The following is a 14,142-nucleotide window of genomic DNA, read 5'->3' on the forward strand; positions in this document are numbered from 1 at the left end:
AACTAAGCTTTAGGCCCTTGGATCTAAGGTGGCTGTATGCTGCCTGACATCGGCGTCTTCGGCCCCTACACGTATCTGGTCACGGAGGTAATCTGGGGGAGTATCGCCCTCGTGTTGCTCTGGCGCGCGCACGCTCTCCGGATGGCGGCCAAGACTATCGCCGTGCTCTATCCGATCGCCTACGTCTGGGATTGGTACACGCTCACCGTCGGTGTCTTCGAGATCAAACTCCGAACCGGTGTCGACCTCCTCGGGATCCCGATCGAGGAGCATATCTTCATGATTGTCGTTCCCGCGCTCATCCTCGGTATCCACGAGAACCTCCACGGTCTTTCGTCCGGGTCGAACAGCGAATAGTTAGAAAACCGATATCGGTTTCAGCTGTTAATTACTGCTAAATCAGCGTTACAACTGGAAAGGTACCCATTCACAGGAACCGTTGATTTCGCACGTTTCTAGTCCTGAAAAGACGATCTGCACTATGCAGACATCTCTCACAGTATCTATATGTGTCAGCCGAGAGTGCCGTCTGATAGCTATGAGTGATACTATCCCGACACCTCACATCGAGCTGTATGTCCGGTCGATGCTGCCCGACGGCGCACACGAACGACAGGAAGCGGTCATCGACCGCCTCCAGACGCTCGACGAGAGCGACCACATCGACGGATTCAACGTCATCGTCTGGGGCAAACAGATCGCACCGCAGTCGGCCGCCGCACGGACGGAGGAAGGCAAGTACATCCTGAACCGCGTCGCCGAATTCAAGCAGTGGGCACTGAGCAACAACGTCTCACTCGAATCCTTCTATCAGGACACGACCGTCGATTCAGAAGTGGCGGCGTCGGCGTACGATGCCATGGCCCTACCCGTGATGGGATTGGCTGAGTACGATGACAGCGAACTCGTCCACGTCGCACCCTGTACGAAAGACGACGCCGTCCACACGATCATGGACCGTCTCGACCGTCTCGAAGCAGGTCAGCCGCCCGCTCTCGATCAGGAGCGCGGCGGCGTGAGCGTCGTCTAACGAGGGACGCTACGAGGACCGGACCGTCTCGATATACGACTCGAATTCGTCCGTTGCCGACAGCGCTTCGAGTACCTCGTCCGGGTCGCCGGACAGTTCGTAGCCTGGCCGTCCTTTCCCCGTCGGCGACTCCGTCTTTTCGTCGCTCAGTAGTCCCTTGTCGGCGAGTCGGCCCAGCGTCGAGATGACCTTCTGGCGCTCGACGCCGCCGAACGGCTGTCGGTCGATATCTGCGAGGTGCGCTTTCACTGTCTGTGTCACGTGGTATGAGTGGACCGGCGTTTCGCCGGCTGTTTCGAGTTCTGCAACCGCCAGTAGGACGAACTGTTCGAATACGTCCGCCGACTGGACCTGATCTCTCATATGGATGACTCTAACGCGGTTAGGGCAAGAAACTATGGGACGACGGTGTCGGCCCGCTGGCCGTATTTCGACTCTGACGGCCTAATGGTCTTATTTCGGCACTATCGAAACGCACTCGTGTCGGAACCACTGACCCAACGATGATAGAAGTGGATTCGGGAGGATTGTGACCCATGTCGAGACGGATTCACTTGTACACGACTCGTCTAGTGCGAATCCACCGGCCGCTGCCGACTCGCTTCGCTCGGGAAGTAGCGACAGTAGAAATGGGTTCGGGCGGATTTGAACCGCCGGCCTCCTCCATGTCAAGGAGGTGTCATAACCGACCTAGACCACGAACCCTCACTGCGAGGTACACCACATTGTTTCCGGTGGGTATAATTGAAGGTTTCGAATTCCGTATCGCCACGTTGTCTGTTGATTGCCCACACATATACGTCAGTGAGTAAGGGTCCCGATAGGCTTAAGTCAATGTACGGATTTGTACATCACAACACGAAAGAGTTCATTGGTGAATACAATGCAAGAGTATATTGAACGCGTCACTGGCGGTGATGACCTGACACAGGACGAGGCTCGGGCCGTTGCGACGACTGTCTTCGAGGATGCGACCGAAGCACAGATCGGTGCGCTCCTGACGGCACTGCGGGCGAAGGGGGAGACGGAGGCCGAGATCGCCGGCTTCGCCGAGGGGATGCGTGACGCCGCTCGGACTATTCGACCCGACCGCGAAGGGCTTGTCGACACCTGCGGGACCGGTGGCGACGACTACAACACGATCAACGTCTCGACGACGAGCGCCATCGTCGCCGCCGGGGCTGGCGTCCCTATCGCCAAACACGGCAACTACTCTGTTTCTTCGTCTTCGGGGAGCGCCGACGTGCTCGAAGAAGTTGGCGTCGATATCGAGGCCGAACCACCGGACGTCGAGGAGACGATCGAGCGAGACGGCATCGGCTTCATGCTCGCGCCCGTGTTCCACCCGGCGATGAAGGCCGTTATCGGCCCGCGAAAGGAACTCGGGATGCGGACCGTCTTCAACATTCTCGGCCCACTGACGAACCCTGCCGACGCGGACGCACAGGTGCTGGGCGTTTACGACCCGGACCTCGTGCCCGTGATGGCAGAGGCGCTGGCCCGACTGGATGTCGAGCGCGCGCTGGTCGTCCACGGCGACGGCCTCGACGAGATCGCTATCCACGGCGAGACGGTCGTCGCAGAGGTCACCGGCGACCGGATCGCAGAATACACCATCACCCCGGAAGACATGGGGCTCAAAACACGTGATATCGAGGCCATATCCGGGGGGTCACCCGAAGAGAACGCCGCCGACCTTCGCGGCATCGTCACGGGCGAAGTCACCGGCGCGAAGCGGGACATCATCCTCGCCAACGCCGGCGCGGCCATCTACGTCGCCGACGTCGCCGACACGCACGAAGCGGGGGTCGAGCAAGCCCGGCAGGCCATCGAGTCGGGTGCGGCGGCCGACAAACTCGACGACCTGATCGGGGCATGACGCGCGTGAAGATCTGTGGCGTGACGGACGAGAAGGACCGCGATGCTGTCGTTAGGGCCGGTACTGACGCGGTCGGCGTCATTCATGGTGTCCCGGTCGACACGCCCCGAGAGGTCGACGAGGCCACCGCCGAGAGACTCACCGACAGCGTCCCACCGTTCGTGACGAGCGTGCTGGTAACGATGCCGACCACAGTCCAGGAGGCCGTCAGGCGTATCGACAGGATCGAACCCGACGCGGTACAGGTCCACGACGGCCTCTCGCCAGCGGAACTCGGGGCACTCGACAACCGAATCACTCAGGACATTGTCGCCGTGGTCGAGGCGGACGCGCCGGCCATCGAGGACTACGCCACCCACGCTGACGCGCTGCTCGTGGACTCTGTCGATGCCGACGGCGGCGGTGGCACGGGTGAGACACACGACTGGGAGCGTACGCGCGACCTCGTCGACTCGTTGGACGTGCCCATCGTGCTGGCCGGTGGACTGACTCCCGAGAACGTGGGCGAGGCCGTCGAGACGGTCGCACCGTTCGCCGTCGACGTGGCGAGCGGCGTGGAGTCTGCCGGCGGCACGAAAGACCACGATGCAGTCGGGCGGTTCGTTCGGAACGCCAAGCGAGCGTCGGAGGGCGCAGTATGACCCTCGATATCTCTCGCGAGGAGTTCGTCGAACACGCGAAGGCGGACCGCCCGGTCGTCGTCCGCACCGCGGCGGAACTTGACGTGGACGTGGAGCCACTGACCGCGTACGCGGCCTTGAGTGGTCGCACGAGCGACGTGGCCGGAAACGACTACACGTTCCTGCTGGAAAGCGCCGAGAAGGTCGCCTCCAGTGACCCCGACGGCGCGTTCGCGCCGGAGACGGACGATCGACACGCCCGCTTCTCCTTCGTTGGCTACGACCCGCGCGCCGTCGTCACGGTGACCGGCGACGAGAGCAAGGTCGAGGCGTTTGACGACCGCTACGCCGACCTCGTGACGACCAACGGCGGCGACGTGGTCGACGACCTCCGGGCGGCGATGCCCGACGTGGCGCTGCGGAACTTCCCGGCAATGGACCGCCAGCACCTCGAAGGCGGCCTCGTGGGCTTTCTCTCGTATGATGCTGTCTACGACCTCTGGCTCGACGAGGTCGGTCTGGGTCGGCCCGACTCGCGGTTCCCGGACGCGCAGTTCGTCCTCACCACATCGACGGTCCGCTTTGACCACGTCGAGGACACTGTCTCGCTCGTGTTTACGCCCGTTGTCAGGCAAGGTGAGGACGCCGGCGAGCGCTACGACGAACTCGTCGCCGAAGCCGAACGGGTCGAAGACGTGCTCTCTGACCTTTCGCCGCTTTCGACTGGCGGCTTCCGCCGCGAGGACGAGATCGCCGGGCCGCAAGACGAGTACGAGGATGCCGTCGAGCGCGCCAAGGAGTACGTCCTCTCGGGGGACATCTACCAGGGTGTCATCTCGCGGACCCGCGAACTGCACGGCGAGGTCGACCCGCTGGGCTTCTACAAGGCACTCCGGGCGGTGAATCCCTCGCCGTACATGTACCTGCTGGGCTACGACGACCTAACCATCGTCGGCGCGAGCCCGGAGACGCTCGTCTCTGTCGCCGGCGACCACGTCGTCTCGAATCCCATCGCGGGGACGTGCCCGCGCGGGAATTCCCCCGTCGAGGACCGCCGGCTCGCCGGCGAGATGCTTGCCGACGGGAAGGAACGGGCCGAACATACCATGCTCGTGGACCTGGCGCGCAACGACGTGCGCCGCGTTGCCGAGGCCGGGAGTGTTCGGGTTCCCGAGTTCATGAACGTCCTCAAGTACAGCCACGTCCAGCACATCGAGTCCACCGTGACGGGGCGGCTCGCCGAAGACAAGGACGCCTTCGACGCCGCCAGAGCGACGTTCCCGGCGGGGACCCTCTCGGGTGCGCCGAAGATCCGCGCCATGGAGATCATCGACGAACTCGAACGCTCGCCGCGTGGTCCCTACGGCGGCGGCGTCGGCTACTTCGACTGGGACGGCGACACCGACTTCGCCATCGTGATCCGCTCGGCCACGGTCGAAGACGAAGGCGACCGGGACCGCATCACCGTCCAGGCCGGGGCCGGCATCGTCGCGGATTCCGACCCCGAAAGCGAGTACGTCGAGACCGAACAGAAGATGGACGGCGTATTGACGGCGCTGGAGGAAATCGAAGATGGGCCGGTCGACGCGGCTGGAAGTGCTGACGACGCCGAGGCTGCGACCGGAGCCGACGGCCCCGAGGAGGTGACCCGATGAGCCCGTCACAGCCGGCTGCTGAGGCCCCCGTCAGAGAGGACCTCCGCGTGCTGTTCGTGGACAACTTCGACTCCTTTACGTACAACCTCGTCGAGTACGTCTCCGAACACGCCGAGACCGAGGTCGTCCGAAACACCGCGACGCTCGACGACGTTGAGGCGTTCGACCCTGACGCAATCATCCTCTCGCCGGGTCCGGGCCACCCGAAGAACGAACGGGACGTCGGTGTCACGCTCGATGTCCTCCGGGAGGTCAGCCCCGATGTGCCGACGCTGGGCGTCTGCCTGGGTCTTGAATCGGCGGTGTACGCCTACGGCGGTACTATTGGCCGCGCACCGGAACCCATCCACGGCAAGGCGTACCCCATCGACCACGACGGGAAAGGCGTTTTTGCGGGCCTCGAACAGGGGTTCCAGGGCGGGCGCTACCACTCGCTCATCGCTGCGGACATTCCCGAGGCGTTCGTCGTCAGCGCGACGACGGAAACCGAGGACGGCACGGAACTGGTGATGGGCGTCCGCCACCGCGAGTACCCCATCGAAGCCGTCCAGTTCCATCCGGAGTCGGTCCTGACCGCGGTCGGCCACGACGTGATCCGAAACTTCCTCGCAGGTCTCTAGATGACCTGAAAGCCGAGCATTCCGAGTATCCAGAGGACGGCGACGGCGATGATAGCGATGATGACGAGCCGCCACGCCACCTTCATAACAAGCCGACCGACCAGCAGGACCACAGCGATAGCCAACAAGCCGACGAGTAACGCTGGTAGCGACGGAAGCGATCCGAGCTGGAGGAGTGGCAACATATTATAGAGAGGAATGCCCACGGGGAAATACTTCGTGGCCAGCGGGGAGAGTGTCCCCGGCATGGGCTCGCCGGACTACTCCGGGATCACGCCGGCAAAGATTCAAACCGTCAGCTATGCTACTCGATAGCATGAGCGTAGCCGGACTGTGTGAAATCTGTGAGCGCCCCGACGTGGACAACACCTGCGACAGGTGCGGGCGGCTCGTCTGTGACCGCCACTGGGACGAGGACACCGGAATGTGTGTCGAATGTGGCGCGGAGGTCGGCCAGCCGGACGACCGGATGTCGCCAGAGAATATGCCCGATGGCGTAGACACGTATCGCTTCTGAGTCACCGGAACTGATTCAGTCGCTGTTTGAGCTGTTTTGCTGACTGCCCGGCAGCTTTGAAAAACGCGTCGCCGGAGTCGTCCCGCCGCGTATCGGCGTCCTCGCCGGCGAAGATGATACCCCGAGAGGAGTTGACGAGGCCGACGCCGTCGGCGAGACCGTGCTCGACGGCGGCTTCGGCGTCGCCGCCCTGCGCGCCGACGCCGGGGACGAGAAACGGAATGTCAGGGACCAGCTCGCGGATCTCTTCGAGTTCGTCAGGGTTGGTCGCGCCGACGACGAGACCGATGTTCCCGTTACCGTTCCAGAGGTCCGCGAGGTGAACCACGCGCTCGTATAGTTTCTCGCCGGAGGCTAGTTCGAGGTCCTGAAGATCCTCACCGCCGGGGTTTGACGTGCGCCCGAGGACGAACACACCCTTGTCCGCGCGCTGGAGGAACGGCTCCAGCGAGTCCCGGCCGAGGAACGGGTTGACGGTAATAGCGTCGGCCGCAGGCCCGTCCTCGTCGTCGAGAATCTGGGCGTACTGCCGCGCCGTGTTGCCGATGTCGCCCCGCTTGGCGTCCAGCAGGACGGGCACGTCCTTCCCGTGTGCGTAGGCGATTGTCTCTTCGAGGGCACGCCAGCCGTCGGAGTCCTCGTAGAAGGCCGCGTTCGGCTTGTAGCAGGCGGCGTGTTCGTGGGTCGCGTCGATGATCCGGCGGTTGAACTGCCAGCGCGGCAGGTCGGCGTCCAGCACGCTGTCGGGGAGCCGAGCAGGGTCCGGGTCGAGACCGACCGACACCACGCTGTCGGCGGCTGCGATGCGGTCCGCGAGACGGTCGAAGAAGTGCATAGATACCGCGGCGGCTGGCAGCGATACAAGCGTTTCCCTCTCGCGTCGTAGGCCACGCCCTCGGAATCAGATTTGATATTTTTGCCCCGGTCTATTTTACACCGCAGGTAGAAGCGCGCTCATGGACCATTTCATGGATGTCGGCCATGTGGCCGAGACCCTCCCGGACCTGAGCGAAGCCCTGGAAGACCCGCGGCTACGGCAGTTCGGGCTTGTCGGCGGCGTCGGACTCGTCGGCGTCGGCGCGCTGCTGTCGCTCGCGCCCGCGTCTGGGCAGTGGCTGTTCTGGTCGTACGCCGTCGCCGCGACGCTGGTGTTCATTGGCGTCCCGCTGCTGTGTCTCGGCCTCGCCGCTCCTGACCCGGAGCCCGGGTCGCTGTTCCATCTTGGCATCGAACTGACGACGACACAGCGCCGGGCCGTCGCGCTGGGCTCGCTCTGTATCACCGTGACGCCGATCGTCATCGCCATCGGAACGCCGCTCGGCCTCCCGACGCTGGTGCTTGCTATCGCTGCCGCGACAGCGGTACTCGGTTCCGTGCTCGTCCTCACCGGCTTCGTCGCATGGACGTCCGCGGCTATCGCCGATCCGAGCCGTCACTGATTGCAGGTATTTCAGCTGGAGCCGAAGCCAACCGTTTCTTTCCGTCCGGAGAACTGTCCTACCCCGAGAGAGTCTCCTCCAGCACGTCGACCGCGGCTTTCACCGCCGCGCCGCTGTGAACTACAATGGTTGCCCCGTCGATGGTGATATCATCACGCGCCGGCACGGTTGCGGGCTTCTCGTTCAGTACCAGGCGGGCCGTCTCCGGTGTCACCTCGACGACGCCCACTTCGGTGTCGTCAGCCGTCACGCGGTAGGCGAAGGCCCCGTCCGGCGTCGGTTCCACGTCCCTGTCCGCATCAACGACGGAAACGTCGGCGAGTGGCCCGCGCTGGAGGCCGGTCAACTCGGAGGCGAGCAACTGTCCGATCCGTCGGCCGTCAGTGATTCTATCTTTGACCATTAGAGTTCCTCCCGAACGTCCGCAGCGATGGCTTCGACATCCACACCCTCACTCCGCGCGTATACGATAGCTGCGGTCTCAAGCGTGACGCCGATGTCGGACTGAAGTGCGTTGATGCCAGCGACGGCAGTCTGTTTCTCGATACCGGCCTCGACAACGGCGTCGAGCACCCGCTCGAACGTCGACCGCGACTGCAGGATTTCCTCACCCGGCGTGAAACCGTCCGGGATATCGGTGTGCGTGGCGTCGAAGGCCACGACGAGGTCGTCGTCGTCCCGTTCGACCAGTCCCTCGCTTGCGGCCACGTCGACCAGCGTCTTGGCCTGGTCGGGCGAGAACCAGTTCCGGTCCAGCGAGAGCGCGACAACGAACTCACTTTCCGCCATCCGGTCGGTTCCACGCTGACGGAACGGCGCGGCGACGGCCGTCTTCAGACTCATCGTCAGAGCAACCGGTCGGCGTGGGGGTAACGATTACGATGGCGAGTCGGCATCGAACGGTTCAAGTAGCCGCTGGGTCTTCCTTCCCGTATGAAAGACCAGGGACGCTCCCCTCGCAAGCGGACAGGCGGCCGCCGACGACCGAACCACAAGAAGAAGAAACACGAGCTCGGCAAGGATACCGTCGAGACGCAGGTCGGCGAGCAGCGACTGAAAACTGTCGACTCCCGCGGTAACACCCAGAAGGTCCGTGCGGTCAAGACCGACGTTGCGAGCATCGCCGACGGCGCGGAAACCATCGAAGCGACCATCGAGAACGTCGTCGAGAACCCGTCGAACCCGAACTACGCCCGGCGGAACATCATCACGAAAGGCGCAATCCTCGAAACCTCCGAGGGACAGGCCCGCGTGACCTCCCGCCCCGGACAGCACGGTCAGGTCAACGCCGTGCTGGTCGAGTAATCCGGCACGCAATCAGCTTTTTCAGCTGTTCACCACTTCGGAGCGACAGCGTCGACTATGGCCGCGGAGCTGCCTTCTGGAGCGCGCTTTCGGCAATGTTGCCGCCGTAGTCGGCGGTCCGGGACAGCGAGTCGACCACGCGGCCAAGTAGCTGTGCGCTCTGTGGGTCTAGCTCTCTGACTTTTCCGTCGACCTCACGGGCGGTTTCATCGACTTCGGGGATACGAGAGCGAGCCTCGTTTGCCAGTTCCACGGCCTCGTCGTTGTCGTCAGCTAACAGCGCATCCATCGCGGTTTCGGGGACGGCAATGGCCTCGGTTTCCAACTGGTCGAGAAGGTCGGCTGTTTCACCGGTGATTTCGTCGATCTCCTGTGAGAGGCCGGCGATCTTGGTTGCGTGGTCGGCGATACGCTCTAGCTGGCGGGCACTAGACTGGTAATCGAACACCGTCTCGCGTGGGAAGCCGATCTCGTTGGCAGCCGTCGGATTGCGAAGGACGGTCCGGAACACACGCGAAACCATGTACCAGAGCCGGTCCACATCGTCGTCGCGTTGTATCACGTCTTCGGCGAGGTCGTTGTCATCCTCGATGAGCGCCTCGACAGCATCGGAGAGCATCGTTAGCGACACCAGCCGCATACGCGTAATGGCGTTGAGAACGGAGAGTTCTGAGGAGTCAAGCAGGTCCTGCAGAACGACTCGGTCGGCCGTCTCCTCGATCATCTCTAGGCCGACCAGTCCCTGTGTTGCATCGCGGATGATACGCCGCTGTTCGGCCGTTATCCGGGCGGCTTCCAATCGGATGATATCGAAGCCGCTGACGTACATCGTCATCACCGCCCGCGTGAGTTCGTGTCTGTTTTCGAGGCCAGTCACGTCGAGCGTTCCCTCGACGTGGTCATCACCGTGTTGTGGCGAGACCAGTAACAGGTCGTCTTCGGCGTAAAACTCGACGATACTTCCGCTCTCGACGCCGTTCTCCGTCGCCCACTCCTTCGGTAGTGAAACAGTGTACGTGGACCCGCCCGTCAACTGTACTTTGCGCGTCTCCATAGTACTCTGAATACGCGCTGAGGATTTATAAAATATACTGTGACTATATATCAACGGTCGGAACTCTGACTTGCACTGTCATGGAATTACGACCCATGATGCGGGCACTCAGCCAAGTGGTCTGCTAGCAATATCATCCCCGATGATTGTTGCCCAGATCGGGTCGAAGTCGGCTTTAGACAGCTGTTACGCCGTCTTCGGCGTGTAACAGGGTAGCGCCACATAATAATATATAGCAGTATATAGCGTTTATATCTGGATATAGGGCTAATAGTAGGGTACTTATCCGCTCTGTAACTTCCAACAGGTGATGACAGATTCACCGAGCGGTGGTCTCTCTCGCCGTCGTTTTTTAACAAGTTCTGGTGCAATCGGGACACTGGCGCTGGCTGGTTGTGTCCAGAATACGAGCCGTGGCGATGGCAGTGGCTCCGATGGCAGTGGGTCTGACGGGAGCTCCGACGTGCTTTCGGGGCAGGTCATTATCAAGGGCAGCAGTACCGTGTTCCCAATCTCCGATGCGATGGCCGAGGAGTTCATGGAAGAACACGGAAACGTCAACGTGACCGTCGACTCCACAGGGAGTGGGGGCGGCTTCGAGAACTGGTTCTGTCCCGGCGACTCCGATATCAACGGGGCTTCCCGCCCCATCAGCGACGCCGAGATAGAGCAGTGTTCGGGCAACGACGTCGAGCCTGTCGAGTTCGAGATTGCGGGCGATGCCCTGACCGTCGCGGTCAACAACGACGCCGACTGGGTCGACTGCATAACCTTCGACGAACTGCGCCAGATCTGGAGCGACGAAGCGGGAGTCACGAACTGGTCGGACGTACGCGACGAGTGGCCCGACATGGAGATCGAACGCTACGGCCCGGCCTCGACGTCCGGGACGTTTGATTACTTCAACGAGAACGTCGTCGGTGAAGACACCGAACACACGACCGAGTACCAACCGACGGAGGAAGACGAGACTATCGTCAAAGGGATCCGTGACAACGAGGGTGGGATAGGGTATTTCGGCTTCGCCTACTTCAACTCCAACTCCGAGGCGGTGAAAGCCGTCGAAGTCAAGGCCGAGGAAGACGGCGAATGTACCGCCCCGAGCCTGGCAAACGCCAAGGACGGCTCGTACCCGCTGGCCCGGCCGCTGTTCATTTACGCGGCCGAGTCAGCGCTTCAGCGAGAGGAAGTGTACGAGTTCATCGAGTTCTACCTCGAGCAGGCCGAAACCGATATCGTCCAAGATATCGGGTACGTGCCGTCGAGTGCCGAGCAGCGCGACGAGAACCTCGAAAAGCTGGACGAGGTCGCTGGCTAACACAGTATAGAATCGGCTTACTCACATGGATACATTATTGGAGACAACACAATGAGCACCGAGACGCCCGGGCCGGATATTACGTCCAGACCGACCGGACGTGCAGCACGCGAGCGTATGTACCGATATGTCTTGCTCCTGTGTGCTGCCGCGTCGATTCTCGTCACCGTCAGCATCGTCGTGTTGCTCGCACGCGACGCGATTACGTTCTTTACGCTGGTGAACCCGGTCGACTTCTTCACCGGAACGGAGTTTCTCATCAGCCGGAACGTCTACGGGTTGCTCCCGCTGTTGAGCGGCACACTGCTGGTGACGGTGATCTCTGCCGTCATCGCACTCCCGACGGGCGTCGCGGCCGCGATCTACCTCAGCGAGTACGCTAGCGACCAGATGCGCTCAGTGCTGAAACCGGGGCTGGAAATTCTGGCCGGTATCCCGACAGTCGTCTACGGTATCTTCGCGCTCGTGTACGTGACACCGTTCCTCCAGACCATCGGGCTCCCGGTCAACACGTTCAACATCCTCAGCGCTTCCATCATGGTCGGTATCATGATTATCCCGATGGTCTCCAGTCTGAGCGAGGACGCGATGAGCTCTGTCCCGGACTCGCTACGACAGGCCGGCTACGGGATGGGTGCGACGAAGTTCGAGGTGACTACCGGCGTCGTCGTCCCCGCGGCGGCCTCGGGCATCTTCTCCTCGTTCATTCTCGCCCTGTCGCGGGCTATCGGCGAGACGATGATTGTCGTCGTCGCGGCCGGCAGTCGGCCACGGATGCTGAACCTCTCGGACCCGCTCGCGAACCTCTTCCAGGGGTATCAGCCGATGACGGCAGCAATGGTCCAGATCAACAGCGCCGACAGCGTCAGTCAACTGGGCTTTACCAGTCTCTTCGCTATCGGCCTGACGCTGTTCGTCATCACGTTCCTGTTGAACCTGCTGAGCAACCGAATCGCGGCGCGCTACCGAGAGGAGTACGAATGAACACTGGGGGACTGAACTGATGGCAACACGAGAACCTGAAACGGGCTGGCACGGGGAGAACAGCGACGTCAACCATCTGCGGGGGCGTGCCTTCGAGGCGACCTGTCTCGCGGCAACCGCCTTCGGACTCGTTTCAGTCCTGCTCCTCCTGCTGTTCGTCGCCAACGACGCGTTTCGGCCCTTCTCGGCGGACGCAGGGTGGCTGGCGACCTACGCCGCCACCGTAGTGGTACCGCTGGCTGCACTGGCTGTTTATTACTATCGTCTCGACGAACCGGCCGGCGAGGTCGCCTACGTCACCAGCGGACTTCCGGTCGTCGGACTGCTGCTCACAGGCGGGTTTGCGGTGCTGTTCATCGAACTACTCTCCGTGCTTGAGTGGTTCGCACTGCTCATCTCGCTGGTCGTGGCCGGCGGCCTGATCGTCGCACACGGCCGACTGCGGCCGAAGGCTGCGCTCGAACGCCTCGCCGTGGTGTTCCTCTCTCCGGTCATCACCATGTTCGGTCTGCCACCCACCAGATTCAACTGGTTCGTCACCGACACCGCCGCGGCGCTCGGCCTCGATTTCGGGCTGTACTATCGCGTAATAAGTCTCAGAGAAGCGATCCTGATGCTCCCGTTCGTGCCCACGGACTGGGTCATGCTACTCCTGACGCTCGTGCTCCCGATCGCCGGTGCCGCAGGCTGGTTCGTGGAAAAGCGACGCGAGTCACGGCGTGACGGCCTGGCCGTCGTCGGGATGACGACGGTGGTCGCGGTATTGGGCCTCGTCGCTGGGCCGCTACTCGGGATCGGGACTGAGGTGTGGCTACTTCTGGTCACCTTCGCCGCGCTCCCGCTCGGGGTCTACGTTGAAGGCGTGATCCGCCGTAGTGAGGGCGTCCGCGGACTCGCCTTCCCGGTCGTCGCCGTGCTGGGTGTGGCAGCCGGGGCCGTCGCCACCAGTGCGCTCGGGTTTGCCGGACCGAACCCCTGGCTCGACTGGGGCTTCCTGACGAGCGCGACCTCACGGACCGCTGCTGATGCCGGTATCTACCCCGCGATGGTCGGCTCAGTGATGATGATTATCGTGATTGTGCTCACGACTTTCCCGGTCGGTGTCGGGGCGGCGATTTACCTCGAGGAGTACGCTCCCTCACAAGGATTGATGGGCAAGTTCGTCACGCTCATCGAGATCAACATCGGGAACCTCGCCGGTGTCCCATCGGTCGTGTACGGGCTGCTCGGGCTGGCGCTTTTCATCCGGGTGCTCCAGTGGCCCCAGGGGTCCATCATCGTCGCTGGCCTCGCCGTTGGCCTGCTGATACTCCCGATCGTAATCATCTCCGCTCAGGAGGCAATCCGATCCGTTCCCGACTCGTTCCGACAGGCGTCCTACGGAATGGGAGCGACCCGCTGGCAGACGATCCGTCAGGTCGTCCTCCCCGAAGCACTTCCAGGCATTCTGACCGGAACGATACTGGCGCTGGGTCGGGCTATCGGCGAGACGGCCCCGCTGCTGATGATCGGGGCGGCGGCGTCGGTCCGGCTCGCGCCGAACAGCTTCTTCGACGTAGCGAGTATGATGCCCCGCCAGATCTTCTCGTGGTCGTCGGAGCTGGACCCGGCGTTCCGCCACGGCGTGCTGGCGGCCGGCGTAATTACACTGCTTGCGGTGTTGCTGGTGATGAACGCGACAGCGATTGTCATCCGGAACCGGTATCAGCGAACAGGATAAT

18 protein-coding genes and 1 tRNA gene are annotated in these 14,142 nt (G+C 62.5%); 12 read left to right on the forward strand and 7 right to left on the reverse strand.

Annotated elements, in window-relative coordinates:
* Positions 1-36 precede the first annotated feature (36 nt).
* Positions 37-357: a lycopene cyclase domain-containing protein gene (locus tag IEY38_RS14920; RefSeq protein WP_188979103.1), complete on the forward strand. Its 321-nt coding sequence runs from the start codon at positions 37-39 to the stop codon at positions 355-357.
* Positions 358-538: 181 nt separating this feature from the next.
* Complete coding sequence (locus tag IEY38_RS14925) at positions 539-1,030, forward strand: HTH domain-containing protein (RefSeq protein WP_188979105.1); 492 nt, start codon at positions 539-541, stop codon at positions 1,028-1,030.
* Positions 1,031-1,039: 9 nt separating this feature from the next.
* Here IEY38_RS14925 and IEY38_RS14930 read toward each other — a convergent pair whose 3' ends face one another.
* Together IEY38_RS14930 and IEY38_RS14935 are read right to left on the reverse strand one after the other, a co-directional pair.
* Positions 1,040-1,393, reverse strand: coding sequence for a Cdc6/Cdc18 family protein (locus IEY38_RS14930; protein WP_188979106.1), 354 nt, complete (start codon positions 1,391-1,393; stop codon positions 1,040-1,042).
* Between the two features lie 267 nt (positions 1,394-1,660).
* Positions 1,661-1,735 (reverse strand) — tRNA-Val (locus tag IEY38_RS14935).
* Between the two features lie 178 nt (positions 1,736-1,913).
* Here IEY38_RS14935 and trpD point away from each other — a divergent pair.
* Genes trpD through trpG form a run of 4 tightly spaced genes read left to right on the forward strand, consistent with a single transcriptional unit; the run spans position 1,914 to position 5,804 of the window.
* Positions 1,914-2,909 carry an anthranilate phosphoribosyltransferase gene (trpD, locus tag IEY38_RS14940; protein WP_188979109.1) on the forward strand — a complete coding sequence of 332 codons (996 nt, stop codon included), beginning with the start codon at positions 1,914-1,916 and terminating at the stop codon, positions 2,907-2,909.
* A complete protein-coding gene (locus IEY38_RS14945; protein WP_188979112.1) occupies positions 2,906-3,550 on the forward strand; it encodes a phosphoribosylanthranilate isomerase in 645 nt (214 codons plus the stop codon). The genes trpD and IEY38_RS14945 overlap by 4 nt, the downstream gene beginning before the upstream one ends.
* Entirely contained in the window at positions 3,547-5,184 is a 1,638-nt protein-coding gene (gene trpE / locus IEY38_RS14950; RefSeq protein ID WP_188979114.1) for an anthranilate synthase component I, read from the forward strand. Before IEY38_RS14945 ends, trpE begins: the two co-directional genes overlap by 4 nt.
* Positions 5,181-5,804 carry an anthranilate synthase component II gene (gene trpG / locus IEY38_RS14955; RefSeq protein WP_188979116.1) on the forward strand — a complete coding sequence of 208 codons (624 nt, stop codon included), beginning with the start codon at positions 5,181-5,183 and terminating at the stop codon, positions 5,802-5,804. The genes trpE and trpG overlap by 4 nt, the downstream gene beginning before the upstream one ends.
* Here the strand turns inward: trpG and IEY38_RS14960 are convergent.
* Positions 5,801-5,989, reverse strand: a complete 189-nt coding sequence (locus IEY38_RS14960) for a hypothetical protein (RefSeq protein ID WP_188979117.1) — start codon at positions 5,987-5,989, stop codon at positions 5,801-5,803. The two genes, trpG and IEY38_RS14960, sit on opposite strands and share 4 nt — an antisense overlap.
* A 131-nt stretch (positions 5,990-6,120) precedes the next feature.
* Here IEY38_RS14960 and IEY38_RS14965 point away from each other — a divergent pair, with 131 nt between their 5' ends.
* A complete protein-coding gene (locus tag IEY38_RS14965) occupies positions 6,121-6,321 on the forward strand; it encodes a hypothetical protein (protein WP_188979118.1) in 201 nt (66 codons plus the stop codon).
* A gap of 1 nt (position 6,322) precedes the next feature.
* Here IEY38_RS14965 and pyrF read toward each other — a convergent pair whose 3' ends face one another.
* Positions 6,323-7,156, reverse strand: coding sequence for an orotidine-5'-phosphate decarboxylase (gene pyrF / locus IEY38_RS14970; RefSeq protein WP_188979119.1), 834 nt, complete (start codon positions 7,154-7,156; stop codon positions 6,323-6,325).
* A 121-nt stretch (positions 7,157-7,277) separates the two neighbouring features.
* On the opposite strand from pyrF, the gene IEY38_RS14975 reads away from it, so the two are divergent.
* Positions 7,278-7,760, forward strand: coding sequence for a hypothetical protein (locus IEY38_RS14975; RefSeq protein WP_005538186.1), 483 nt, complete (start codon positions 7,278-7,280; stop codon positions 7,758-7,760).
* 58 nt (positions 7,761-7,818) lie between these two features.
* Here IEY38_RS14975 and IEY38_RS14980 read toward each other — a convergent pair whose 3' ends face one another.
* Positions 7,819-8,163: a hypothetical protein gene (locus tag IEY38_RS14980; protein ID WP_188979120.1), complete on the reverse strand. Its 345-nt coding sequence runs from the start codon at positions 8,161-8,163 to the stop codon at positions 7,819-7,821.
* Entirely contained in the window at positions 8,163-8,603 is a 441-nt protein-coding gene (locus tag IEY38_RS14985) for a DUF2240 family protein (RefSeq protein ID WP_188979121.1), read from the reverse strand. The genes IEY38_RS14980 and IEY38_RS14985 overlap by 1 nt, the downstream gene beginning before the upstream one ends.
* Positions 8,604-8,693: 90 nt before the next feature.
* Between IEY38_RS14985 and IEY38_RS14990 the strand changes: the two genes are divergently transcribed.
* Positions 8,694-9,065, forward strand: a complete 372-nt coding sequence (locus IEY38_RS14990) for a 30S ribosomal protein S8e (protein WP_004957203.1) — start codon at positions 8,694-8,696, stop codon at positions 9,063-9,065.
* Between the two features lie 55 nt (positions 9,066-9,120).
* On the opposite strand, the gene IEY38_RS14995 is transcribed toward IEY38_RS14990, so the two are convergent.
* Positions 9,121-10,119 carry a phosphate uptake regulator PhoU gene (locus IEY38_RS14995; protein WP_005538194.1) on the reverse strand — a complete coding sequence of 333 codons (999 nt, stop codon included), beginning with the start codon at positions 10,117-10,119 and terminating at the stop codon, positions 9,121-9,123.
* A 310-nt stretch (positions 10,120-10,429) separates the two neighbouring features.
* On the opposite strand from IEY38_RS14995, the gene IEY38_RS15000 reads away from it, so the two are divergent.
* From IEY38_RS15000 to pstA, 3 genes are read left to right on the forward strand one after another with little or no spacing between them, the layout of a single operon-like run.
* On the forward strand, positions 10,430-11,437 hold the full coding sequence (locus IEY38_RS15000) for a PstS family phosphate ABC transporter substrate-binding protein (protein WP_188979122.1): 1,008 nt from the start codon (positions 10,430-10,432) through the stop codon (positions 11,435-11,437).
* Positions 11,438-11,488: 51 nt separating this feature from the next.
* Positions 11,489-12,421 carry a phosphate ABC transporter permease subunit PstC gene (gene pstC, locus IEY38_RS15005; RefSeq protein ID WP_188979124.1) on the forward strand — a complete coding sequence of 311 codons (933 nt, stop codon included), beginning with the start codon at positions 11,489-11,491 and terminating at the stop codon, positions 12,419-12,421.
* A 19-nt stretch (positions 12,422-12,440) separates the two neighbouring features.
* Positions 12,441-14,141 carry a phosphate ABC transporter permease PstA gene (pstA, locus tag IEY38_RS15010; protein WP_188979126.1) on the forward strand — a complete coding sequence of 567 codons (1,701 nt, stop codon included), beginning with the start codon at positions 12,441-12,443 and terminating at the stop codon, positions 14,139-14,141.
* Position 14,142: the final 1 nt, after the last annotated feature.

The organism is Haloarcula sebkhae, from assembly GCF_014647415.1.
GTDB lineage: Archaea > Halobacteriota > Halobacteria > Halobacteriales > Haloarculaceae > Haloarcula > Haloarcula sebkhae.